The following is a 25,091-nucleotide window of genomic DNA, read 5'->3' as shown; positions in this document are numbered from 1 at the left end:
ATGATTAAATGTTAAATGAATTATGACAAAATGTTACTTTGGAAAATTATAATAATTTTATTCCAATGACAGGTAAAATTACACAAGTTCCAGTTCGTTATAATAAGTTTTTTAAAGGTGATGTAGAATTATGATTTAAAACATTTGCTTTAAGAGCCCAAAATATGATTAATTCTTACTTAAACTATCCATTTTCAAAACTAAAGTTTGAAACATTTAAAGATCCATTATTAAAGAAAATTTGTATTAATATGGTGTTTTTTACGATTGAGCATTGAACATTTAACCGCATTCCAATTGAATTTTTTACTTCGGCAAATATGAGTGTTGGTGATATTAATTATTCATCGCAAAATGACCCTATGATTACTTGACAAGGTTTATTGCCTACCTATGCAAAATAATTGGCTAATTTAACAACTTTAAAGAAAATGTTTCGTACTTTTCAAGAAGAAGGTATTGATTTAACAATGATTGATTTAGAAGCATATTATACTCAATTAGAAGTTGATGCTTTATTAGATAAACTTGTTATAGAAAAAATTAAAGATGAAAAACTTGCAAAAATAAAAGAAGAAATTTTAGATGAATTAAAAAAATCAATTGTTATACCAAAAGTTCCAGATTGAGAAATTGTTGATACTAGTGATTTTAAAGTTGGTCAAAAAGGATATACTATTCCTAATTTTGAAAAAGAAAATTATATTTATAGAATTTGAGTCTCAGAAAAAGATAGCAAAGGAGATTTAAAAAGTCAAAGGATGTTGCAAACAAGGCATAGTTTTAGACAAACAATAGGTGTTATATATGATCAAATAGGTGTTAATAGTGCATGTTTAGCATTATCTATTAATCCTGATGGATTGATTAATATTGGAGTTAATGGTCCAGCAACATTTAGACCTTTGGGATTTGTGTTTATTGAAAGAAAAAAGGTAAATTAAAAAGGAGATGTTATTATGCCAAAAGTAAATATTAAAGATGTAATTATGTTTTTGAAAATCTTTGGAGTTTCATCATTGTTTTTTATTGCAGGAATTATTATTTGTTTTATAGGAGAAAAAACATTAGGTATTTTTTGACGGGCATATGTTATTGTTTCAGCAATGCTTATCGGAGCTGGAATTATAGTTTTGATTATTGAAACAATTAGATTTATCAAAACACATAACAAACAACAAAAAGAAGATAGTATTGAAGATGTTATTAAAAAAGAAGAAACAAAATAAAAAGGTGTTATAAATGGGATTGTTGCCAGAAAAAAAGTAATTAAAAAAAAGTTATGATATTGATAGTTATTATCTTAATTTAGCATCAACGATTACTAATCGTAAAAATGTTACTGTTCAAAAACATAATGAAATTTTAGAAAAAAGAATTTGTGAAGATAAAGCTAATTTTTTAAATCCACGTGATTTAGAAATTAGCATTTATAATTCAATTAATAAACAGTATTTAGACACTAAATTAATTAATAAATTTTTAAAAATGCAAGACTTTACTAATAAGAATTGATATAACAAATATAAAATTAATAAAAATGATAAGGGTGCATATTTTATTTTTGCTAATAATTCAAAACTTAATTTTATTACTATTGATTTTTACAATGACCAGTATGATGAATTAGGTAATTTAGTATCTTGCACTTTTGATTATGACCCTTATCTTAAAAATGACCAGAGTATTTTTATTACTGAAAAATTAGAGATTGATCCTGTAACTAAACAAGTTAAAGTTATTAGAAAGTTAAAAACACGATTATATAGTACTATTACCGACTTATATATTGATGATGCTAAATGAAATAACTATACAACTTTACAAAGAGAAGAAATATTACCAATTGATTTTATTCCCATTGAAATTATTCCTAATAACCCTAATTTTGAGCCTTCTGCTCGTTATGGTAAACAATTTGCTAGTATTTTAGATATTATTGCTGAAAAGATAATGTTAGATCCATTATTAAATAGTGGTAAATTTACTATTAATACTAATGGAGTTACTGGTGTGGTTGACCAAGAAATTAGTAAAATGCTGGCATCATTTATTGAAAATGACTTGTTATTAGTTAAAGGAGACCCTGATAGTAATTTTCAACCAGTAAACTATATTCCTGGTAATTTTAAAGGTGAGCAATTAACTAAAATATATGATTGATTATTAACAAATTACTATAAAATAAATGGACATCATGTTCCCGCCATTGCTAAGGGCGCACAACAAACTCAGGCAGAAGTTGCTGGTGTAAATATTCAAACAAACGCATCATACGAACAAATGATATATATTAGAGAAATTAAATTAACTGAATTTATTATTAAGTTAATTAAATATGATAATGCTATTTTAAACAGTAGAACATTCAATATTAAAAATATTGACGAGTTAATTGTTGATGTTCGCTTACCAGTAAATGCTACTTTAAACAGACAATTAAAAAACAACGAAACTATTATCAATATGCCTAATGAAGAAGGAGAACAAGAATAATGTTAAAATCATCTGAAAAAATGTTAGCACAATTAGCAGAAAATGATGAACCAATTGACTATTCAATTGATAGTATTCCGTTAGATTTTGCTAGTCAATCGCAGTACATCGACCCTGATTTAGAACAATTATTTACAGAAACCCATGCAAGAACCTTATATATTTATAAAATTAATAATCTTGTTAAGACAAAACAAAAACCAACCTTAAACTATTCTCAAAATAGCGTTAAAATAGGTTTTATTGACAAAGAAGAATATATTAAAATAACTGGTTATGAAATTAGTGATTTTAATTTTAAATTACAAATTCAACAAAATACCACAGTTCAAGATAATAGTACAAGTTATCTAATGATTGATGAAAAAGATATTTTAATTAATGATATTTCAAAACAAGATAAAGAATTTTTAGAATCCTATGACTTAAAAATAGTTTCTATTAATAAACCAATTACCGAAAACAATAAAAATGAACGTTATATTATTGAAGAATATAAGCGTCCTTATTCACCTGATGACATTGATATTATTAAATCTACCCACTTAGTTAAAATAACTGATTTTAAGTGAAAAAATCAGAATAGTATTCATTTAGTTTTACAAAAATCATTGCCAGAAGATACAGTATTTACTGGCATTGAAATTAAATACCCTAAATCAATGTTATTTGGAAATATTAAGTGTTGAGGCAATATTAATGGTGTTTATTCTTATCCATCATCAATAGTTGAAAACGCTAGTTTAGTACCATTATTATCAATGTCAATTGAAACAAACCCTAATTTAAGAGTATTTCAATATTGATTTACCAAAAGTTTTTTACCATGAAGTATTGCAAAAAACTATATTCAAGGTAAAGATATTTTAGATTTAATAAATAAAAATGCTTTAGATAAAGTTTTATTTAATTATTTAACATATCGTTATAATTATGACCGTAAATTTCAAGGAGCAAAATACGACGAAATCAAATGTATTAATTATTCATTGCCCGTAATGTTCAACTATTTAATTTAAATTCATTATTATCTTATCATCATTAAATTTAATGTCAATAATTTACTTTTATTTTTTTTATTGTATTATGTAAATATTTTAAAAAAGGGTAGCAAAAAATGAAAAAGTTTAAACATTTAAGTTTTATTGAAAGATGTAATTTAAAAGAATCGTTAGAATCTGATATTTTTAAGAAAAAATGGCACTCTTAATATATCAAAAATAGCAAGATATATGGGTCGTAATAAAAGTACTATTAAATATCACTTAAAACATTATAAACATATTAAACGATATTATCCTATGCAAGAACATAAACGATATTTAGAAAATCGTAAAAATTGTATAAAGAAAACTACTTTAACTTTTAAACAATTATTATGATTAGATGAAAAATTTAATAAATTTCATTATACACCTAAACAAATATGTAAATTATATGAAATTGAATTTAATGATAAATTCCCTATGTGTTTTAAAACACTTTATAAATATATTTATTTAGGTTTATTTGGTTTAAATAAACGTAATTTGTATTTTCATAGTAAAAAAAAGATACATAAAGGGAAAAAATATAAACGTGGTAATTTAAGCAATGATTTTAAAACTATTAAACAAGCAAAACATGAAAAAGGTACTTTTGGTTGATTTCAAATGGATACTATTGTTGGTAAAGATAAGAAATCAACATGTTTAACATTAACAGAAGAATTTACTAAATTTACCTTTTTTAAAAATTAAAAGAAAAAAATTCAACAGAAGTATTAAAAACTTTAAAACAAATTTTTAAAAATAAACTTTTAAAAAAACATTTAAAGGGAATTATAACTGATCAAGGAAAAGAATTTTGAAATTGAAAAGATATTGAAAAACATCTTAAAACAAATGTATATTTTTGTGATAAAGGTAGTCCTACACAAAAACCAATTGTAGAAAGAATGAATAGAGATATAAGGCGAGAATTACCAAAAAGTACTGATTTTAGAATTATTAAACAAGATAAAATAGATTGAATAATTAATACAATTAATGATAAGATAAGACCTTGTTTAAATTGAGAAACACCAACACAGTTATTTAATAAATATATTAAATAAATTTATTAAATAGAAAAACTTAATAAATTATTTTTTAGTGTGCCCAAATATAGTAATTTTAAATAAATTAAAAAAATAGTTTAAAAATACTTGCAAACTTATTTTTAAGTGCTATTATTTTAATTAATAAGAGTAGGAAATAACTAATTGCATTTACACTATACAATATAATTGCTTCTATGTTAAGACTTAATAATCAAATTAATGATGAGAAAGTTGAAAAAAATAATAAAGAAAAAATTGAATTTAATATATTTAATTTAAATCAATTTTAAAATCAATTTTTATCTTTATAAAAAAATAAAAACCTTTTAAAATTAGCAATAACTTTAAAAAGTATTTTTTAGTGTGTCAAAATTCATAAATTTATAAATTATTTTTTCAACTAAAAATTATATTTTTAAAAAAAGTTGAATTTTTTATAAATTTTGTTATCATTTAATTATAAGCGAAACTTAATTTGTTTCTAATTACTTAATTTTATTAAAAACCTAAGAATAATGAATACAACCAAAAATTTTTCAACAAACACTAAAATAATAATAACCATTTCCTTGTTTTTAAATTTTGCCACAAACAATGTTCTTCTCCTGCAAACTTGGTTGTTGTAAATAATAATGACATAATGCTGAAACAATGATTGCAAAAATTAATACTCCTCAATAAATTTTTTGTTGTTGCCAAATTAAAATAAACCCTAAACATAAAACGACTAAAATTGACCAATAACTATTAATTAATAATAAATAATTAAATCCAATAATACCACCCACTAATAAAAATTGCTCTTGTTTTTAAAATTTTAATTTAGATTTTAAATTAAAAAACACAAAATAACCTTAAAATATTAAAATATTTTACATAAGTTCCTGCTAAATATTGTTGTAATTTATTTATTATCTTTTTTGTATCAGTAGTTTCTAATTGTAAAATATTTATTATTTGAGAATGTAAAAATTGTGGAATTAAAACCTGATTCAAAAGTTGTTTGGTAATTAAATAGCGATGGTATCATTTAATATATTTTGAGTTTCGAATTAAACCAATATTTGTCAATTGCCGATATTTTTTGCAATGTATTTTGATTAATTGGCATATAATTTTGAAACTTAAAATTAAATTTTAATAAAATTTCTTCAATTGAAATCCCAAGCATTTGTTCAGTTATCTGAAGCGGATTTGGAATAATATTTTTGTTAAGTAATGGCAAATTATATTTATTAGTAAAAACAATTTGATAAATATTGTTATTAAAATCTGTTGTAGGTTTATTTTTTTGATAATTATTATCACGAAAAGAAAATAAAAAATAAATTAACGTAACTAATACTCCGAATAAAATTGTAAACATAAAATACCCCTGCTTTTTAATTGTTCTCCCCTACTTTCAAATTACTATATAATCATCTTATTTTTTATTTTTAAAATAATTATTAGTTTTTCCCAGCAATTAAAATATTATATTTATTTAATACATAACCATCTAAATCAGTTATTTCAAATGGTCTATCGGCCATTTCTGGTTGAGCAACATACATTCCCTTCTCATTAAGTTTCGCTACAGGAACATAATCACATTGATAATTAATCATTGCGCCAGATTCTGGATCATGACCATTACGATAATAATTATAATTATTTTCATAATCCATTACTTGTTGATATGGTGAAGTATAATTAGCTTCTTCTGTTAATGCTGATGAATTTTGAATAATAAAATTCATAAATTTATAAGCTAACTCCTGATTTCTAGCATTTTTTGATAAAACCATATTATCACTTCAAATGTTAGTTCCTTCAACTGTTTCTGGTGTTCACGCCGTTGTTGCTCGTGGGCGGGTAATAATTAATTTTGTTCCCTTCGCTTCTTCATGACTCTTTGCAAATAATGTATCCGCATAAATTGCATCCCCATTATACATAAAAGCAAAATCAAAACGTACATCACCAACTGCATTGATTAACTCATCATTCATTAAGGCAACATTATTATGTTTTAACAATGTTGCTAATTCGTTATAACCATGTTCAACTTCCATTTGCGTTGTTGGTACTGGTTTGAAATAATTTTTTTCAGTAGTTAACATAAATAAATTTCGTGGATCATTATTAATTAAAACTCGTTTATTTGCTGCGGCTGCTTGTCATAAAATATCTCATGAAATGCCATTTGAGATAATCTTATTATTTTCAACATCATTAAGTTTAATTTGATCGCGATTTATACTAGGTTCTCACTCTGCACGTTGATAACCAAATTTTCCTTGAGCTGTTGTTGGTAAATTTTGATTTGCTTTAGCAAATATCTCATCTAAAAATTTTAAGTTACTTTCTGTTGGATTAATCACAAGTGATACTTCTCCTCAAAAATAAGGTAAACTATAATTGACAATTGTTTTTTGAGTAGCATCTTTCAGTTTATTTTTATTTAAAACATTTAATAATCCATCAGCTAATGATGCCGCATAATTTTTATCAAAACATTTTGCTGTTGTTAGATCCAAAGTAAAAGGAACAATACAATTTTGATAAAATTCTGGATTTGTTTTTTGTACTGTTGCTACATCAACATTTAAATCATTAAAATATTCATTCCCAATTGTTCATTCTTTGACATCTTGTCCATGATAATTTGGATTAGGTTTAATAATGTTGAAATTTTTATCAACATTATTTAATTTTTGATAATCAATTTCTTCTAAACGTCCTTCTTGCGCTAACTTATTAACCATATAGTCACTTGGAACCATCACGTCATAATGTGTCGTATATAATTTGTTATACAATATTTCATTACTATCATAAACACTATATTTAACTTTTACATTATATTTTTTTTCAAACTTACTAATTAAATTTGAAGTAATATATTCACCTCAATTTGCTACTGCTAAATCATAAATATTATTTTTAATATAAACTGCTGTTAGCAAAGCAATTGAGCCAACTGAAATTGTTACTAATGATAATGGCTTTCAACTTTTTGCCAATCAACGGAATTTTTTTCTTGATATTTTATTAATATTTTCTTTGGTTTCTTGCCGTTCAATAAAAGTTTGTTTTTTATTCTTAATTCATAAAACACTTTTATCATATTTTTTTTCTAGTTTAACAATTTTTCAGCGTAATTGTTCTTTTTGTTTTTCATTATTAATTTTTTTATTATTTAATTGATGATAAAGAAAGGCTAATTTCTTTTCATAGCGCATAATATCTTTATCTTTATAAGTTCCTTTTAACATTTCTCGGCGAAATTTATTATAATTAATTTTATAAACATTTCATCCATTTCATCCAATAATAATAACTCCAATAATTGCAATACAAATAGTACCAAAAGCATTAATAAAAGGTTTAATTCTTTTCATTGTATAAATAAAAGTTGCGACATTAACATCGTCACCACCAGTAAAATAAGAGATAATAAAGTCATCAAAACTCATTGCAAAGGCAATTGCTGCAGCTGCAATAATTGCTGGTTTTAAAATTGGTAAAATAATTTTTCGCAAAGTTTGTGAGGGCTTTGCACCTAAATCTAATGAAGCTTCAATTAATTTTGTATCAACTTTCCGTAAGCGTGGTAATACTGTAATAATTACATATGGAACATCAAATGAAATATGCGCTAAAACTAATGTTAACATTCCAAAATTTGCTCCTAAAGCAATAAATAACATCATCAACGAAACAGCTGTAATAATATCAGCATTAATTAATGGAATATTAGTAATTGATAATGTCATTTTTTGTGTAATTCGCCGTGCTCGACTTAATCCAATCGCAGCTAAAGTGCCAATAATAACTGAGATAACAGTTGCAATTACTGCTGTAAAAACTGACACAATAATACTTTGTAAAAAAGGTTGCTCACTAGCAAGTTGTTTATACCAACGATCAGAAAAACCATTAAAAATACTCATACTTTCACCACTATTAAATGAAAATAAAATTAAAATCATAATTGGAATATAAATGAATAACATAATTAATGCCATATAAGATGATTTAAAAAACTTTTTCATTGCGACGCCCCTTTCTTGTTTCAAAATATTTTGATAATGAATTTGATAGCACAATAATTAAAAAAACAATAAGGGCTAAGACAACTGAGATTGCTGCGCCAATTCCAAAGTTTTCTCCTTTAAAGAAATATGCTTCAATTACATCAACAATTAAATTAATACGACCATTCCCCATAAATTTAACAATAATTAACGAAGTTGCTGCTTGCACTAATAATAATGTTCCACCTGCAATAATACCTGGGATTGATTGACGAAAAATAACTTTTCAAAATGTTTTAAAACCATTTGCTCCCAAATCTTTTGAAGCTTCAATTAATGAAGTATCAATTTTATCTAAACTATTATAAATTGGTAAAATTACAAATGGTAAAAATGCATACACCATTCCAATAACAACCGAAATTGGGGTTCCAAGTAAACTTGGAGCAATAATATTAAACATTGTTTGTAATCCAATAATTTTTAGTAACATATTAATTCAAATTGGTAAGGTTACTAAAATTCAAATATTTTTTGACAATAGTTTTGATTTACAAAATGCCATCACATAAGCAACTGGATAAGCAATCACAATTGCAATTAAGGCCGCAATTAATGAATAACCTAAGGCTAAGAATAGTGCAATAACAAATTTTTGCTCTGAAAAAAAAGTTACAAAATTTTTAAAATTAATTTCAAAAACTAAACTATTTCCGGTTGGTTGAATAAACGAATATAATAAAATAATTAATAATGGTACAACAATTAATAAAATCATAATAATAAGGTGTGACCATAAAATTGGATTGAACCCTCTTTTAAACCATTTGTTTTGTTTTGCATGATAAGAAATGTTTAAATATTTTGTTCGACATCACGCAGCAAAATGTTGACTAATTGATTTAATTTTACTACCTTGTTTTTTAAATCATCCTTTACCTTTTTTTGGTGGTTTATTTTTGTTTTCCATCATTCTTGCTCCTTAATCATCAATCTCTTTCCACATAACATGAATATCTTCAACATTTCATGAAATATCAACTTGATCACCTTCTTCAACTCTATCTGTTGAATGAATTAAATATTTTCGTTCTTTACATTTAACAATAATTTCTCAATGAACTCCTTTAAAATTAACTCTTTTAACTGTTCCTGTAAAGAATCCTTTCCCAACTGGAGCAATGTCAATATCTTCAGGACGAATAATAATATCAATTTGGTCTTCATTTTCACCAAATCCACGGTCAACACAAACAATTTTTTTGCCATCAATTGCTACTAAATTATCTTTAATAAAAATTGCATTTGAAATAATATTTGAGTCACCAATAAATTGTGCTGTTCATAAATTCTCTGGTTCATTATAAATTTCCGCTGGTGTTCCAACCTGTTGAATTGCTCCATCATTCATTACAATAATACGATCAGACAATGTTAATGCTTCTTCTTGATCATGCGTTACTAAAATAAAAGTAATTCCAATTTCTCCTTGCAAAGTTTTTAATTCTGCTTGCATTTTTTTTCGTAACTTAACATCTAATGCAGCCATTGGTTCATCTAATAACAAAACCTTTGGCTTATTAATTAATGCTCGTGCTAATGCAACGCGCTGGCGTTGACCACCCGATAATTGTTCAACTGATTTATCTTCAAAACCTTTTAATCCTACTAATTGTAAAAATTTCTTTACTTCAGTTTCAATAACATCATACTTATCTCGTTTAACTTTTAAACCATAAGCAATATTATCAAAAACAGTTAAATGCGGAAATAAAGCATAATTTTGAAAAACAGTATTAACTTCTCGTTTATGAACTGGCGTTTTTAAATAGTCCTTTCCTAAAAATAATAATTCCCCACTATTAGGTTGTTCAAATCCAGCAATAATTCTTAATGTTGTTGTTTTTCCACATCCTGATGGTCCTAGTAATGTGACAAATTCTCCTTCTTTAATGTTTAAGTTAATTCCTTTCAAAACCACTTTTCCTTCATATTGTTTTGAAATGTTTCGTAACTCTAAAATATTTGTTTCCAATGCTCCTGCTCCTTTTCTAATCTTTTAAAATATTGGTGGTGTTGAAATTCATAATACCTCAACAACTTCATTTGTTTCATTTTTTAAATAGTGTTGATTATTACCATATAAATAAAAACTATCACGAGTATCTGCTGTTTGTACTTTTTGCCCAGAATAAACTAACACTGTTCCTTTCAAAACAAAACCAAAAATCTGGCCCTCAAATGGTAATATCCGTTCTGATTCTCCTTGCGGCTTAATTTGAATTAAAATTGGTTCTAATTCATTTACTTGCGCATTAGGAACTAATCATTCAATTCGATAATTATTTTGTTCAACTTCATAATGTTCTTTTGCTGCATAAACGAATTTTCTATTTTTTTCTTGTTTAAAAAAATCTGCTAAGTTGGTGCCTAAAACTTCTAAAATACTTTCTAGTGTTTCAATACTCGGAGAAGAAATATCGCGTTCAAGTTGACTAATAAAGCCTTTTGTTAATTCACAACGATTTGCTAATTCTTCAATTGTTAAATTATTTTTTTGACGTAATAGTTTAATTTTCTCTCCTAGTAACATAGACAACCCTCCTTTGGTAATTTTGTTTAGTTATACTAAACTTTTTGTTTTTAAATTACGACCACATTAATTATAAAAAAAACAAAAAAAATATCAATAGTTTTGATGATATTTTTTATTTTTTAAAATATTTATTAATTGCTTTTGCTACTCCTGAGCGACGATAATGGGCAGTTGTATCATCAGAAATAGTTTTAATATCCGCTTTAGCATTTCCCATCGCAATTCCAACGCCAGCTCATTTTAACATTTCATAATCATTTGAACCATCACCCATCGCAATAATTTCTGCTGGTTGAATATTATATATTTTAGCAAGATATTCTAAAGCATCTTTTTTGTCACTACCCTTTGGACTAATTTCTAAATTTAAACTTTGATTTGACAAATATGACCAATCAAAAATATTAAATTCATATTTTACTAAAAGTTTTGCTTTAAATTTTTGAACATTCTCTTTTTTTCCACTAACAACAAACTTGTAAGCTTGGTCATGTAAAGTAGTAGGATCATACACTAATATTCTTTTTCGTTTTGTGTGAAAACTCATTCATTTAGTCATCAAACTATGCTTAATATTAACATAAGCAAAATGTTTATTCTTAACTGAATATGATCATAATTGAATTTTACACTCATTAGCAAGATAAAAAACATTGATTAATTCATCATTAGAAAAAACATTTTGTTGAAGAATTTTTTCTTTCGCAAAATCATAAATTATGCTACCATTAAAACCAATTACTGGCATTTTATTTTCAATAATGCCTAATTTTTTTGCAACTTTTCTAATCGCACCAATACTACGCCCAGTTGCAATAATCACTTTAATCCCATTTGCCAATGCTCACTTAATTGCTGCAACATTTTGCTTTGAAATTCGATTTCTACTTGCTGTTGTACCATCCAAATCAAGAGCAATTAACTTATACTTCATTAGTTTTTCTCCTCTTATTCTTTATGTTAATTATATCTAAAAATTAAACACCTGGTAAATATTTTATTAAACTTTGAACTTTATCTAATCTTTCTCATGGTAGTTCAGTATGGTAACGACCAAAATGCCCATAAGTTGCCGTTTGTTGATAAATTGGTTTTTGTAAATCTAACATTTTAATCATTGCTTGGGGACGAAAATCAAAATTTTCTTTAATCGCCTTCAATATAATATCATTTGCAACAAAATTAGTTCCAAATGTTTCAACAAAAATTGAAATCGGTTCAGCAACTCCAATCGCATAAGATAATTGAATCTCACATCGTTCAGTTAATCCTGCCGCAACAATATTCTTTGCAACATAACGAGCCATATATGCTGCTGAACGATCAACTTTTGTTCCATCTTTTCCCGAAAAAGCACCACCACCATGCCGTGCATAGCCACCATATGTATCAACAATAATTTTTCGCCCTGTTAACCCAGCGTCACCTTTTGGTCCACCAATTACAAATCGACCAGTTGGATTAATTAAAACTTTAAAATCTAAATTCATTTTAAATTCTTGCACAACTGATTCCATAATTTCCGTAATAACAAAGTGTTTAAATTTAGCTTCATCAATATCTTCATCATGCTGAATTGACATTAAGATTGTATCAATATAAATATGTTTAGCATTTGTTATGTCTAACGTTACTTGTGATTTCATATCTGGTCGTGCCCCAATAAACATTCCTTTTTTACGTAGCATACTTGCTCGCTTTACTAAAGCATGAGCAATAGAAATTGCTAACGGCATATAATTATCTGATTCATTTGTTGCATAACCAAACATAATTCCTTGGTCCCCAGCTCCAGCTTTATCAACACCAAGTGAAATATCTGGTGATTGTGTTTTAACTAATATTTCAACTTCAGAAGTTTGTCAATCAATTCCTCATTCTGCATCATTATAACCAATTTCTTTTAATACTTTACGTGCTACATTGGCATAATCAACTTTTGCTTTTGTTGTAATCTCACCACCAATAATAACCCGGTTTGTTGTAATAAAGCATTCACATGCTACCCGTGATAAAGGGTCTTCTTTTAAGCATGTATCTAAAACAGCATCTGAAATTTGATCACAAATCTTATCAGGATGCCCTTCTGATACTGATTCTGATGTAAATAAAATTCGCTCTTTTCCCATCTTTTTCTTCTCCTTAATCATAAATAAAACCACATCAGAATAATGTGGCATTAATAACAATATGTTTACATATAAATTAATAGTTAAGTTCTATTCAATAACTAATAAATCTTATTGGTAGCATATCATTTTGCCCTGCTAAAAGCACCTTCTAGTTAAATATAGGGTTGCTAGTGGATCATTGCTTAGCGTACTAACCACTTCTGAATAAGTTTTATGTTGTTACTTCACAACAAGTATATTATAACTTAAAAATTAGTTAATTTTAATTTAAATTAATTATTTCGGTAAGAATTTCAACACTAATATTTTGATTAGTGAATAAGTAATGTTTTGCTGTTTCAATTTTTTTTATTTTAACTAGTCCATTATTAATTAAAGTTACTTGTTTTGTATCATAAAATTTATCAACCTCTGCTTGTAATATTAAAGTTTTTACTTTAAGATTATTAATTTGTTTTTCTATCTTTTTATTAAGATAATTAAATTGTAAAATTTGATTTAAAAAATAAGTTTGTTCTTTTTCCAACATTAAAGTACTATAATCTTCATTTTGACTTAAAATTTGATAATCAATATGAATTTTAAGAGTTTTGTTTAAATTAAATAAAAAACCAAATCCAATCCCAATTTTGCTAATCATTGAAAATCTTATTCCATTTAAATTTGTAATTGGATTAACAAAAACAACTTTTTCAATTAATGGTTTTTGTTTCAATAATAAATTAATTAAACCACATGAAAATCCTTCTAATAATAAAATAATTCTTTGTTGTTCATATTTATTTTTTAATGCTGTAATTACGTCAATAATATCATTCACTAAAACTCCAACATTTTTAATACTAGTTGGCACATTATTTCCGATATTGCGTTGATTAAAAGCAATTACTGAAACTTTATGCTTAGCTCATATTTCATTATTAATTAAACCAGTAAAATTTTCCTTACTACCGTATAAATCATGAACTGCTAAAATAATATCCTGACCAGTTTTATCAATTGTTCCTAATGTTGATAATTCATATTGATCAGAAGTAAGAAAGTGTTTATGTTCGATATATTCAGGTAATTGAATTTCTCCTCGTTTTGTTTTCTTGTTTAAAAGACGATAACAACGTAGAAAAAAATAACAACACAAAAAAATTCCTAGAATAATACAAACAACAATAATGATTACACTCGTTTTAATTAAACTAGTCATTTAAGTTACTCCTTTATTATCCTAAAAAATTAGCTTCATTTTCTGGATGAATTAAAATTCGTTCAATTTTCACTGCTTGGTTAGTTTTATCATCTACTTGTAATCATACCGCTGAAAAAATTAATTTATCATTTTCAGCTGCTGGTTCAAAACGCACTGGTAAACCAGTTTTTTCCTTAAGAATAATTTCTTTTGGATTTGCCCCAATAATTGAATTATAACTACCACACATCCCAACATCGGTAATATATGCTGTTCCTTTTGGCAATATTCGATTATCTGCTGTTTGAACATGAGTGTGCGTTCCAAAAAAACCAGTAATAATACCATCATAATTCCAAGCAAAAGCTAATTTTTCTGCACTAGCTTCGGCATGAAAATCAACAAAATGAAGCTCACTATCATCATTATTAATAATTTCTTCAAAAATTGTGTATGGATTATCTACTGGGTCCATAAAACTACGACCCATTAAATTAGTCACACGAATTTTTTTATTATTAATCTTAATAACAATTGTGCCTTTCCCAGGTGTAAACGAATTCATATTTGCTGGTTTTAATAAATCATTTACTTCTTCAATATAATTTAAAACTTCTGGATTACGAAAAATATGATTTCCGGAAGTAATAATATTAATCCCCATTTCTTTTAATTCATTATAATGATGCTTTGATAATGATTTCCCATGGGTAGTATTTTCACCATTTGCAATAATTAAATCAAGCTTATATTTTTTTATTATTTGTGGCAAATATTTATTAACAGCTGTACGTCCAGCTTGTGCATAAATATCACCAATCATTAAAATATTCATTTTAGTTTCTCCTTAATCACTATCAATTTTTTTTAATTTTTTTATTAATCCAGCACATTCCTTAATATTTTCAAATTCTTGATAAATGATATCTCGCTGATGTTGCTTATAACCTAATTGTAAGTTATTTTCAAATTTATGCAAAGCATTTGTAATTTTTACCAATGAATCATAAACAGCATTACGCGAAACATTTTTTAACCCTGCAATTTCACTTAATGAATAATCATCAAAAAAATATAATTCAAAATATTCTCTTTGCTTTGTTGTTAATAATTCCCGATATAATTCATATAAAAGAATTAACTCATTTGATTTTTCCAAATCTTTCATTATTCTATTTCCACTTCATCCTTGTTAAATAAATCTTTGGTTAAATTATAAATATATTGCTCAATATCAAATTCTTGTAAATCAGTTGGTTGCTCACCCAAACCAATTAACTTAACGGGAATATTTAATTGGTCCTTAATTGCTAAAACAACGCCTCCTTTAGCCGTACCATCCATTTTTGTCAAAACAATCCCACTAACATCGGTTATCTCCGAAAAATTCTTTGCTTGTGAAATACCATTTTGACCAGTAACCCCGTCAATTACTAATAAGGTTTCATGTGGAGCATCGGGAATTTCGCGTTGAATAATACGATTAATTTTATTTAATTCATTCATTAAATTAACTTTTTTTTGTAAACGTCCCGCTGTATCAATAATAATAATATCAACTTGTTCTTTTTTTCCTTTAACTAATCCATCATAAATAACACTAGCTGGATCTTGCCCTTCTTTTAACGGTTTAACAATATTAACATTTAAACGTTCTGCTCATTGATTTAATTGTTCAACCGCCCCTGCCCGAAAAGTATCACCAGCAACTAATAGGACCTTTTTCTTTTGATCAAGAAATTGTTTTGTTAATTTAGCAATAGTTGTTGTCTTACCGGCACCATTAACACCAACCATCAAAATAACATTTAAGCGCTGGTCTTTAATATTTAATTTATTTTGTTTACTTTTTGGATCATTATATAAATCCATAATTACTTCAACCAAATAATCATTTGTGTCCTCAATGCTTCAACCTTTTCGTACTTTTTTACGAATTTGATTAGTAATTTGTAAAACCATATTCATTCCCATATCACTTGCAATTAAAATTTCTTCTAATTCTTCTAAGTATTGATGATCATATTCTTTATACTTATGTGCTAATTTTTTAATATCATTAGAAAAGGTTAAACGTGTTTTACGTAACGTCTTTTCTAATTTAATCTGTTTTTTTTCTTCACGTTTTGCTTTTAATTTTTGAAAAAAACCCATTTTTTCCTTCACCCTATTCTATTGCTTGTTATAATTTCACAACAACTTTAAAAATATCTGTCTCCATAAAAGTTTCATATGCTTTTAACACTTCATTTCTATTAAAAGTTTTTGATACTAAATACTTCGGAATAATTTCCTTATTTTCAATTTTTAATACAAGTTCTTTTAAAGTATAACAATTTAAAATTCCGGTATGAATAGTAATATTTTGATTTCATAATTGTTGTAAGTTAAAGACAACTGGTTTTTTAAAAACACCAATTGTAATAATTGTACCATTAAAATTAATCATTTGTTGTGCCTGCTCAAAAGTACCCCGGTCATTACCTACACATTCAATTACTAAATCATATTTAATATCAAAAGTAGTTAAAGTACTATCATAAATTTTATATGCCCCCATTTTTAAAAAATAATTTAATTTTTGATTATGATGACCATAAATATCAATTTTTTTATTATATTTATTTAATAACAATAAAATGCCTAAACCAATTGGTCCATCACCAATAATAGCAATATTATTAATTTGTTTTAAATCAATTTTTTTAATAACATTTTCATATCCTGTTGGTAACACATCGCTTAACATTAATGCATCAGTTAAATTCATTGTTTTTGGAATTTTAATAACACTATTTTCCCCATAAGGAACACGAACATATTCAGCATGCGTTCCATTAATTTTAGTTCCCAAAATAAAACCACCATTAGTACAATTAGCAAATGCTTTTTGTTCACATCATTGACAAATATTACAATGAGTAACACATCCAATTGCAACGCAATCACCAATTTTAAGTTTTGTAATATCAGCTCCAATTGCTGTCACGACGCCAATTCCTTCATGTCCCATAATTGTGTTAGGAACAACACTATTATCATGCCCCGAATATGGACGATAATCCGCATGTGAAAAAGTAAATCCATCAATTTTAACAATAATATCTGTTGCTTTTTTAATAATTGACTCGTTAGTTTCAGTTCATTCAATTTTCTTTTTTCCTTGAAAAATTAATGCTTGCATTTTCTTCCACTTCACTTTCTACTTATGATTATACCGAAATAATAATGATGTTAAACAAAAAAGAATAAGACTAAATAACTTTAACCTAATTATTTTGATCTTATTCTTCAACTTGCAAGGTACCTCGTTCAAGTTCTCCTGCAACATTAGGATCAATTAAATCCGTAAATAAACGTTGACGAGGTGTTCTTAAATTAAAATATTGACGTGAATTTTTTCGAATTAGTTCTTGATTCTCATCAGTTAAATTCATAAAAACCCAGGCATCAGTACAAACTGGTAAATTATTAAACATAATAACTTCTGCCGCATATGTTTCTGCTAATTGCACACTATCCTTAATATCTTCATTAAATGGAACAATAAAACTCTCTTCTAAATCGTTAATTCTTTCAATTGATGGATCATTCGCAATCCCAATGCCAATTCTAACCTCACGGACAGCTTGATATTTTTCATATAATGTATAATTAATAATTTTAACAGTTGTATTAATATAATTAGCAATTTCAATTAAATAATTTAAATCCCCTTCATCTTCGTATAATGCCAAATAAATATTTTCATGGCGATGAATTCCAATAATATTTTCACCCATTTTAAAAGAATTTAAAATAGTTTCTTCTAAACTATTTATAATTCATTGATAAGTATTTTTATCATATGCTTTTTTAATTTCTTTTTCATTAATAAAACGAACAACAACTGATGAAACAGATTCACTTTTATCTTCTTTTGAATAAAAAGGTAGTAATTGTAAATTTGATAATGCCACACGATTACGATATTCATCAAGTCTGTTTTTACTATAAACATATTCTTTTAATATTTCAATCGTTTGTTGCGGTTCTCACTTCATATTGGTTACCTCTTATTATAAATTAATTAAGTTAATTATATCATAAAAAGCCCTAAATTAAAGGCAATTATTAGGTTATAGTTTAAAAACTATAACCTTTTAAGTCTTTAAAATAAATTTAGAAGGAAGAACATAATACCAACCATTATTTTAAAGTTAACTTTAGTAAGAACATAATTTAATTATTAAAAAATTCTTCTTATAAAACTTTTTATTTTGTAAAAAGAATTTTTAATTAGATATATGATAATTATATTTATTTTTCAATGTATGATAAAAATTAGAAATAGATGTTATCACATCATTGCTTAATTTTTTATTTTTAATTTTTCCTTCTCATTCTTTAATCATATTGTTATTAACTTCTTTTAAAAAGTGCTTTGCAAAAAGAATAAATTGGTCTGAATTATTATTTTTTTCAACAAGGTCTAAGGCAAGACTTCAATCAATTCTATTTAATATTCATTGTCATATTTCTTCACTACGGTCAACAGAAAACCGGATTATCAACACCATTTTAATAAATAATACTTGATATTCTTTTGAAGCTTTTTTCAATAATTTAAACATTTTTTTAAATTGTCTTTGATATTTAAAAGTTTGAAAAAAATAAAAGTATTCTTTAAAATTTTCTGGTTTTTTGCTTTCTACTTTTTCTTGTTCAAGTTCAGTAAAAGTTTTTTTACTATTATTAAATATTTCATGTTTTAAACTAAAAATATTATTTAATAGTTTTTTAACAAAATTATCTGCCAATTGTTTAGACGATGTTCTTTTTTCTATCTTCTTTTGATTATTAATCTGCTTATTCTTTAATAATGTCCAGTAATTAAAAATTACATCATAAAATTCATTTTTAATAAATCCATTAATAAATTTTGCTTGTAATTTTTCTTTATCTTTATAAGTCATAATTTTCCTCCTAAACATTATTATTTTCATATTACTTTTTTATTTAAAAAGTATCTTTTAACTAATATCAGGTTCATTGGAGTTTGTTATTTCCCCTTCCATTCTTTCATATGATTGATCTTTATTACTTTGTTTAAATAATTTTATAAAACCATTAATCGCATTGTCAATTGTGGAAGATGTTTTGTTTATTAGAATTTCCATTATTCTTGAATTATTTTCTATTAACTTTTTATGTATTTCATCAATTTTTACTTTATTTAGTTGATTATTTTTATTAGCAATAAAAGTAAATATTGAAAAAATAATTATACTTATGAATGATAACTAAGCAACAATAACGGTAACTATTTCTCCCGTACTCATTTCTACTTCCTCTCTTATTTATACTTTTATTATAACTTCTAACAGTTTTACACTCATATATTAACTAAAAAATAATATATTTCCTTATTATTAATCATATTTATTATAATTATTTCTTCTTTTGTTTTAATTTTATATATAAAATTTCTTCCTTTTCTTTAAAATCATAACTGTCTTCAAAATTGTTTTTAAAAAATAATGAAGATTTATTATTTTGTGCCCCATAATTTTTGGGATTAAAATCTGGAATTTTTCGAAGTAAATTTTCAATAATTATAGAAAACTGAGTAAACCCATCATTATTTTTATCATTTTCTTTAATTATTGAATTTACTACCTCAATTAATTCTTTTTTTACCTTCTACTATTGTTTTATTTACATTATTTTTAGCACTACTTTCTTTTTTATTTTCTTGAGGTTTTTTTTCATTAATTTTTTAGCATTTAAAATTTTATCAACACTTATAAATCTATAATAAAGTTTTTTATATTCTTGAGATTTTTCTAAATTTCCTGCACCAATAACTGTTTTATTTTTCTGTTTAATTCTTCTTACAATTGGAGCAAAATCTAAATCATTAGTTGCCAAACAAAAACAATCAACATAATCTTTTCTTAATCATTCCATTACATCCAAAGCAATTATAATATCAACCGTATTTTTACGACTTGAATATGTAGTCTCAACAATAAAATCATTAAAACTATTGTTTTATTAGTTATTTCCATACAAGATATTCACCTTTATTATGGAATTTTCAATCATCCTAGTTAATTTTTAATACTTATAAAGTATAAAATAATATTATAAATTAAAAAGTTTATTTATTTGCTTTTTCTAACTTCAAGGTTTTCCTATTTTCTTTTGTGTATGATTATCCTTAGAACTGCAATTAGAACAGTTGGTACAAAATTCACCATCAGTTCCTAAGCAAGAACAATTACAAGCATAGCAACCTTGTGGGTGTTGTTTAGGATTCATAATTTTAAAACTCCTTCTTATATAAAATATTATTTAATAAATTATTATTACTAATTAACAAATAGCAATGTCATACTTTTTGGTAGTCGGAAAAAATCTTAGGTTTTATAAAAATTATAAATAAAATAATTAAATACAAATTAAAGTAATCGCTTATTAGAAGGATTTTTTTATTTGCATTATTCATCAGATAGTATCTTTAAAATTAAAAATTAACCTATTTTGCCCTACAAACTAGTTAATTTTTATAATTTCCTTTCTGTGATTTATTATATTTTTTCGGTTTAACAACTAATAATATCATTTTTAATAAAGGTACTATCTGATGAATAATGCAATACTAAAACTTAATATTTTGATGCTTAAAGATGGATAACTCATCTATGGCACGAAATCTTAAAGAAAGTGTGAAAGCGATTGGATTTACTCTCCTATTTATTTCTTTAATTCTCGACAAGATTAATCACTTTTGAAATGTCAGAGCATGTGTTTTTTGGCTTGTTTTCATAAAAAAGTGCTGTTAAATCGAAAAAAAACAATATCGGACACTAAAAAAACAAGAGGGTTGGAACTCCAAAAGGTTATTTTCTTTATATAAAGTTGTGAAGGGATGGATGAAGCGTAATTAATAACTGGGTAAACTGTTTTTTTATTTCCGTATGGGGGTAAACTCTATCAAAATATCCTATCCGCCCCCGCTCACTCCCCAAAGTGAAGCGGGCGGTGAAGTAATTAAATACTAAAATAAATTACAAGAATTAATGATATGTGCTTATCCAGTAACTGCAAATAATATTAATGATGAAATTTGATCAACAAATAAAAAAATTAAGGATTATATATAATGACAGAATATAAAAGTTTGTATATTAATAAAACTTGAAATGAAATAACAACATCTTTTGATTGAGTTAATTGTCAACCTATTAATTGTCGTATTTCACATCATAAAAAGCATTATGATTTGCAATGTTTAGAATGAGCAAAAATGTACTTAATTTTATTTGAAAACAAGTAAGATATTATTGCTTCTTATATGCAACATTACAAAATTAACGATATTTTAGATTTAGCATCCGATGGATGAAAAATATTACAAATTGACAAAAAAATAAACCAGATAAATTAAAATATATTATTGCAATTGACCCTGCTGGAATTGGTCAAACTGGTATTATTATTTATAATGTTTTACAAAATAAAATAATTAATAATATTACTTTTAATTCCAAAAAAGAAGAAGAAGCAATAAATAATATGTATTTAATATTAAATGAGTTTAAAAATAAAATTTGTTCTTATTTAAATAAAGTTATTGTAATAATTGAAGATTTTCAACTTCACAAAGGTTTAAAAATAAAAAATCCATTATCTACTCCTAAATTCATTGGTGGTTTAAAAGTTTTATGCAAATATCTATTTAATTTAAATTATGTTTTACAATCAGCAGTTGTTAAGAAAAATTATATTTATAAAGGAAATATTAAAATGACAGAGCACGAATTAGATGCTTGAAAACATTTACAATATTTTTTAAAAAAGGAAGTGATAAATAATGACAATAACAGAATCAATTAAATTTAACAAACTTAAAGAAGAAAATGAAACACTTAAAAAAGAACTTGCTGAAAAAGAACAAGAAATAAATAGTTTTAAACAACAAATAGATATGGCACATAATTTTAATCAAAATTTAGGTAGTAAAATTAAAGAATTAAAACAACAACAATTATATAAAGAAGATTTTTACAAAAATCCATATTTAACAGGTTCTATCGATTGAATATTAGTTGACAGTTCAAAATATGACAAATTATCTAATAAGGATGTTAAATAATGTCTCAAACAAAAAGTAATTTACCTAAAAAATCAATAATTAATAAACCTAAAATAAAAAATAAAAAAGTTAATAAGTTAGAATTAACTGTTAGATTACATGAAAATCCTATTAAAACAAAAATTAAGACTCTTGTTGCTGGTGGTCTTGAAGTTGATGCTTGTTCGGCTAAATGTCAGTGAGAAGGATTAAATTACTCAACATTTTCAATATATAATCCATCTGTTTTAAATGAGTTTTTGAAATTAAAAAAAGATGATTAGATAAAAATTAAAGGCTCAGTATTTAATCAGTTAAATATAAAAACTAAACGCTATTTTTTGTCTTTTAGAGTAGATAGTTTTAAAATTATACAAAAAGCGATTAGAAAAAGAACAAATACAAATATTAAAAAATAGGAGGAAAAACAATGGCATTAAAAAATGTAAAATATGTTCTTATAAATGAAAATAATGAACCTATTAAAAATGAAGATGGTAGTTTAGATATTAAAACTGCTGAAATTATTTTAAAAAATACTGCTGAAGTTGAAGAATTTAATTCAAGTAATTTAGAAAATAATAATCAGCAAATCAACGAACTACAAGCAAAAAATACTGAGTTAACTTCACAAATTGAACAACAAACAATTCAACTAAAACAAATTGAAGTAATTGATTTTATTAATTCTTCAACTGATAATGAAGATTTTAAAAATGTTTTATTAAAATCTTATGATATTACTGATGATATTGAAATCATTAAAACACAATTGCAAAGTGTTTATGATGAATTAATTAAGGTACAAACAGTTAATACTGGGGCGTACCAAAGTAGTAAACAAAGAAAACAATATTTTAGATACAGAGAATGTATTTAATAAATAGAAAGAAGGAATAAAAATATGGATCCAAAAATAATTTTTTGCGATATTGCTAATTAAACAACACAAAGAGACCGAGAAACATTTGAACAATGATATTTACAAACTTATCAACAAAAATTTAGTTGAGAAACTTTATTTGCGTGAAAAGAAGCAAATAAATTTGGTTTAACATATAAAAGAAAGAAAAATATTAAATATAATGAAGGTTTGAGAAAAGATGGACAAGTATTTAATACCGATGATAATCTTCTAAAATATTCAACAGTAGAATTTGAAGATTGAGTTGTTGAATTAGATACAATTTTAACTTTTGCTCGTAAATTAGACCCTGTAGAAAATGATTTTAATTCTAATCTTTGGGCTGCCGATATTGAGCAAGCAATGGATACTGAGGTTGATTATAAACGCAATAAAATTTTAGAAATTATTAATAAAGGAACAGTTACAACTATTCAAGGCAAAAAAGCAGATAATACAAATGCTTTACAAATTCATGATAAAATTATGGATAAAATATATGAAAACGGCTTTACTCCATCAGAAACAATTGTTTTAGGTTCGGCTGATTTTATTCGTGGAATTCGTAATAAATTACAGTTACAACTTGGAGCAAACGACCAAATAAATAGTGTAATCACAACAAGTGGAGCAATGAAAACTGTTGAAGGAACAACATACTATATGGTTCCTAAAAAATTACCAATTATTAATAAAGATGGTTCAGAAGGAACAATTGAATTATTACCAGATGGTGTTAATGCAATTGCCTTTAAGTTTAGCAAAAAATATGACCCTCTATTTTACACAAAAAAAGATCATACTCCGTTAAGAGTTGGTGCTGCTGCGTTAGGTACTGGAATGGGTAATACTTTGATTATGGAAAGAGTTTTATATTTAGGTGGAGCAGTGGTTGAACCAAAAGGAATTATTAAACATATTGTTTCAAAAATTGATATTAATAAAATTAATAAATTAGATAAACCAACTATTTATGTTGCAGACCCAACAAAAGCAACAGCCAAACAGTTAAAACCACAATTTAAAGATGTTGTTTTAAAAGCAGTAAAAGCAGTTAATAGTTCTTTAACTGAAAGTGATTTTGATTACTTTATTGAAAGTGCTGGTGTTGATTGACCAATAAATATTACAAATGATACCAAGGTTTTTGTCCAAATTGAAGATAAAAACAACACTACTGGTCAAATAAATCCGATTGATGTTAAAATTAAAAATTCTTAATAGTACTAAAAAATAGTACTTTTTCGTTTAATATATATGCCAATTGGAACATCTAAAACAGCCCTTATTTATGCTGTTAAAAAAATCCAACTAGATTGTCAATCCAACAACAAGAAAAAAATTTTGGTTTAGAGTTATTAGAATTTTTAGGAATTTAAGTTTTAGCTCTTGGTTTATCAGTTTTAACTGGTGGTATTGCTTCGGCTGTTGGTCTTGGTGCGGGATTATCTAATTTTGCCGCAGCATTTATCTCGTTTGGAGTAAAAGCAGCAACCGATTTTGCCGTAAATCAAATATATGATAAATTAACATCAGAAGTAACAGCAAAAAGTACCGCCTTA

29 protein-coding genes, 1 pseudogene and 1 riboswitch are annotated in these 25,091 nt (G+C 25.4%); of the genes and pseudogenes, 12 read left to right on the top strand and 18 right to left on the bottom strand.

Annotated elements, in window-relative coordinates; translation table 4 throughout:
* The first annotated feature begins 8 nt into the window (after positions 1-8).
* Genes ACZ91P_RS00725 through ACZ91P_RS00715 form a run of 3 tightly spaced genes read left to right on the top strand, consistent with a single transcriptional unit; the run spans position 9 to position 1,229 of the window.
* Complete coding sequence (locus ACZ91P_RS00725; RefSeq protein ID WP_465157560.1) at positions 9-404, top strand: hypothetical protein; 396 nt, start codon at positions 9-11, stop codon at positions 402-404.
* Positions 405-944 (top strand): hypothetical protein, encoded by a 540-nt coding sequence (locus tag ACZ91P_RS00720; RefSeq protein ID WP_465157559.1) that lies wholly within the window; start codon positions 405-407, stop codon positions 942-944.
* Between the two features lie 15 nt (positions 945-959).
* Entirely contained in the window at positions 960-1,229 is a 270-nt protein-coding gene (locus ACZ91P_RS00715; RefSeq protein ID WP_465157558.1) for a hypothetical protein, read from the top strand.
* 69 nt (positions 1,230-1,298) lie between these two features.
* Here ACZ91P_RS00715 and ACZ91P_RS00710 read toward each other — a convergent pair whose 3' ends face one another.
* Positions 1,299-1,430 (bottom strand): hypothetical protein, encoded by a 132-nt coding sequence (locus ACZ91P_RS00710; RefSeq protein ID WP_258272988.1) that lies wholly within the window; start codon positions 1,428-1,430, stop codon positions 1,299-1,301.
* A 58-nt stretch (positions 1,431-1,488) separates the two neighbouring features.
* Between ACZ91P_RS00710 and ACZ91P_RS00705 the strand changes: the two genes are divergently transcribed.
* The 3 genes and pseudogenes from ACZ91P_RS00705 (at position 1,489) to ACZ91P_RS00695 (ending at position 4,591) form a co-directional block, all read left to right on the top strand.
* Entirely contained in the window at positions 1,489-2,496 is a 1,008-nt protein-coding gene (locus tag ACZ91P_RS00705; RefSeq protein WP_465157557.1) for a hypothetical protein, read from the top strand.
* A complete protein-coding gene (locus ACZ91P_RS00700; RefSeq protein WP_465157556.1) occupies positions 2,496-3,515 on the top strand; it encodes a hypothetical protein in 1,020 nt (339 codons plus the stop codon). Before ACZ91P_RS00705 ends, ACZ91P_RS00700 begins: the two co-directional genes overlap by 1 nt.
* A gap of 98 nt (positions 3,516-3,613) precedes the next feature.
* Positions 3,614-4,591, top strand: a pseudogene (locus ACZ91P_RS00695) (IS30 family transposase).
* A 560-nt stretch (positions 4,592-5,151) separates the two neighbouring features.
* Here ACZ91P_RS00695 and ACZ91P_RS00690 read toward each other — a convergent pair.
* From ACZ91P_RS00690 to ACZ91P_RS00610, 17 genes are all read right to left on the bottom strand, one after another.
* Positions 5,152-5,364, bottom strand: a complete 213-nt coding sequence (locus tag ACZ91P_RS00690; protein WP_465157555.1) for a hypothetical protein — start codon at positions 5,362-5,364, stop codon at positions 5,152-5,154.
* Between the two features lie 242 nt (positions 5,365-5,606).
* A complete protein-coding gene (locus tag ACZ91P_RS00685; protein ID WP_465157554.1) occupies positions 5,607-5,942 on the bottom strand; it encodes a hypothetical protein in 336 nt (111 codons plus the stop codon).
* Between the two features lie 82 nt (positions 5,943-6,024).
* Positions 6,025-8,613: an ABC transporter permease subunit gene (locus ACZ91P_RS00680; RefSeq protein ID WP_465157553.1), complete on the bottom strand. Its 2,589-nt coding sequence runs from the start codon at positions 8,611-8,613 to the stop codon at positions 6,025-6,027.
* Positions 8,597-9,568, bottom strand: a complete 972-nt coding sequence (gene potB, locus ACZ91P_RS00675) for a spermidine/putrescine ABC transporter permease (RefSeq protein ID WP_465157552.1) — start codon at positions 9,566-9,568, stop codon at positions 8,597-8,599. Before potB ends, ACZ91P_RS00680 begins: the two co-directional genes overlap by 17 nt.
* 9 nt (positions 9,569-9,577) lie before the next feature.
* Positions 9,578-10,630: a spermidine/putrescine ABC transporter ATP-binding protein gene (gene potA / locus ACZ91P_RS00670; protein ID WP_465157550.1), complete on the bottom strand. Its 1,053-nt coding sequence runs from the start codon at positions 10,628-10,630 to the stop codon at positions 9,578-9,580.
* A gap of 24 nt (positions 10,631-10,654) precedes the next feature.
* A complete protein-coding gene (locus ACZ91P_RS00665) occupies positions 10,655-11,188 on the bottom strand; it encodes a helix-turn-helix domain-containing protein (RefSeq protein ID WP_465157549.1) in 534 nt (177 codons plus the stop codon).
* A gap of 115 nt (positions 11,189-11,303) precedes the next feature.
* A complete protein-coding gene (locus ACZ91P_RS00660) occupies positions 11,304-12,125 on the bottom strand; it encodes an HAD family hydrolase (protein WP_465157548.1) in 822 nt (273 codons plus the stop codon).
* A 43-nt stretch (positions 12,126-12,168) separates the two neighbouring features.
* Complete coding sequence (gene metK, locus ACZ91P_RS00655; RefSeq protein WP_465157546.1) at positions 12,169-13,320, bottom strand: methionine adenosyltransferase; 1,152 nt, start codon at positions 13,318-13,320, stop codon at positions 12,169-12,171.
* A gap of 108 nt (positions 13,321-13,428) precedes the next feature.
* A riboswitch (SAM riboswitch) is annotated at positions 13,429-13,534 on the bottom strand.
* Between the two features lie 51 nt (positions 13,535-13,585).
* The gene (locus ACZ91P_RS00650; protein WP_465157545.1) at positions 13,586-14,524 is read right to left on the bottom strand and encodes a hypothetical protein; all 939 of its coding nucleotides are present in this window, start codon (positions 14,522-14,524) and stop codon (positions 13,586-13,588) included.
* A gap of 16 nt (positions 14,525-14,540) precedes the next feature.
* A complete protein-coding gene (locus ACZ91P_RS00645; RefSeq protein ID WP_465157544.1) occupies positions 14,541-15,341 on the bottom strand; it encodes a TIGR00282 family metallophosphoesterase in 801 nt (266 codons plus the stop codon).
* Between the two features lie 12 nt (positions 15,342-15,353).
* Complete coding sequence (gene ylxM / locus ACZ91P_RS00640) at positions 15,354-15,674, bottom strand: YlxM family DNA-binding protein (protein WP_338990088.1); 321 nt, start codon at positions 15,672-15,674, stop codon at positions 15,354-15,356.
* Positions 15,674-16,660, bottom strand: coding sequence for a signal recognition particle-docking protein FtsY (ftsY, locus tag ACZ91P_RS00635; protein WP_465157543.1), 987 nt, complete (start codon positions 16,658-16,660; stop codon positions 15,674-15,676). The genes ylxM and ftsY overlap by 1 nt, the downstream gene beginning before the upstream one ends.
* 28 nt (positions 16,661-16,688) lie before the next feature.
* Complete coding sequence (locus ACZ91P_RS00630; protein ID WP_465157542.1) at positions 16,689-17,690, bottom strand: alcohol dehydrogenase catalytic domain-containing protein; 1,002 nt, start codon at positions 17,688-17,690, stop codon at positions 16,689-16,691.
* Positions 17,691-17,790: 100 nt separating this feature from the next.
* Complete coding sequence (locus ACZ91P_RS00625) at positions 17,791-18,549, bottom strand: hypothetical protein (RefSeq protein WP_465157541.1); 759 nt, start codon at positions 18,547-18,549, stop codon at positions 17,791-17,793.
* A gap of 231 nt (positions 18,550-18,780) precedes the next feature.
* Complete coding sequence (locus ACZ91P_RS00620; protein ID WP_465157540.1) at positions 18,781-19,461, bottom strand: hypothetical protein; 681 nt, start codon at positions 19,459-19,461, stop codon at positions 18,781-18,783.
* 742 nt (positions 19,462-20,203) lie between these two features.
* Positions 20,204-20,455 carry an NYN domain-containing protein gene (locus ACZ91P_RS00615; protein ID WP_465157539.1) on the bottom strand — a complete coding sequence of 84 codons (252 nt, stop codon included), beginning with the start codon at positions 20,453-20,455 and terminating at the stop codon, positions 20,204-20,206.
* Between the two features lie 210 nt (positions 20,456-20,665).
* Complete coding sequence (locus ACZ91P_RS00610) at positions 20,666-20,809, bottom strand: hypothetical protein (RefSeq protein ID WP_338990102.1); 144 nt, start codon at positions 20,807-20,809, stop codon at positions 20,666-20,668.
* Positions 20,810-21,653: 844 nt separating this feature from the next.
* On the opposite strand from ACZ91P_RS00610, the gene ACZ91P_RS00605 reads away from it, so the two are divergent.
* The 6 genes from ACZ91P_RS00605 to ACZ91P_RS00580 all read left to right on the top strand — a co-directional run bounded on the left by ACZ91P_RS00605 (position 21,654) and on the right by ACZ91P_RS00580 (position 24,750).
* Positions 21,654-21,827: a hypothetical protein gene (locus tag ACZ91P_RS00605; RefSeq protein WP_465157538.1), complete on the top strand. Its 174-nt coding sequence runs from the start codon at positions 21,654-21,656 to the stop codon at positions 21,825-21,827.
* A 65-nt stretch (positions 21,828-21,892) separates the two neighbouring features.
* Entirely contained in the window at positions 21,893-22,387 is a 495-nt protein-coding gene (locus ACZ91P_RS00600; protein ID WP_465157537.1) for a hypothetical protein, read from the top strand.
* A complete protein-coding gene (locus ACZ91P_RS00595) occupies positions 22,365-22,646 on the top strand; it encodes a hypothetical protein (RefSeq protein WP_465157536.1) in 282 nt (93 codons plus the stop codon). The genes ACZ91P_RS00600 and ACZ91P_RS00595 overlap by 23 nt, the downstream gene beginning before the upstream one ends.
* On the top strand, positions 22,646-22,909 hold the full coding sequence (locus tag ACZ91P_RS00590; RefSeq protein ID WP_465157535.1) for a hypothetical protein: 264 nt from the start codon (positions 22,646-22,648) through the stop codon (positions 22,907-22,909). The genes ACZ91P_RS00595 and ACZ91P_RS00590 overlap by 1 nt, the downstream gene beginning before the upstream one ends.
* Before the next feature lie 146 nt (positions 22,910-23,055).
* Entirely contained in the window at positions 23,056-23,505 is a 450-nt protein-coding gene (locus ACZ91P_RS00585) for a hypothetical protein (protein ID WP_465157534.1), read from the top strand.
* Positions 23,506-23,718: 213 nt separating this feature from the next.
* Complete coding sequence (locus ACZ91P_RS00580; RefSeq protein WP_465157533.1) at positions 23,719-24,750, top strand: hypothetical protein; 1,032 nt, start codon at positions 23,719-23,721, stop codon at positions 24,748-24,750.
* The last annotated feature ends 341 nt before the right edge of the window (positions 24,751-25,091 follow it).

The organism is Spiroplasma endosymbiont of Halictus nicosiae (assembly GCF_978018445.1).
The sequence above is the reverse complement of the archived record's forward strand: the minus strand, read 5'-3'. Positions and strand labels throughout refer to the sequence as shown.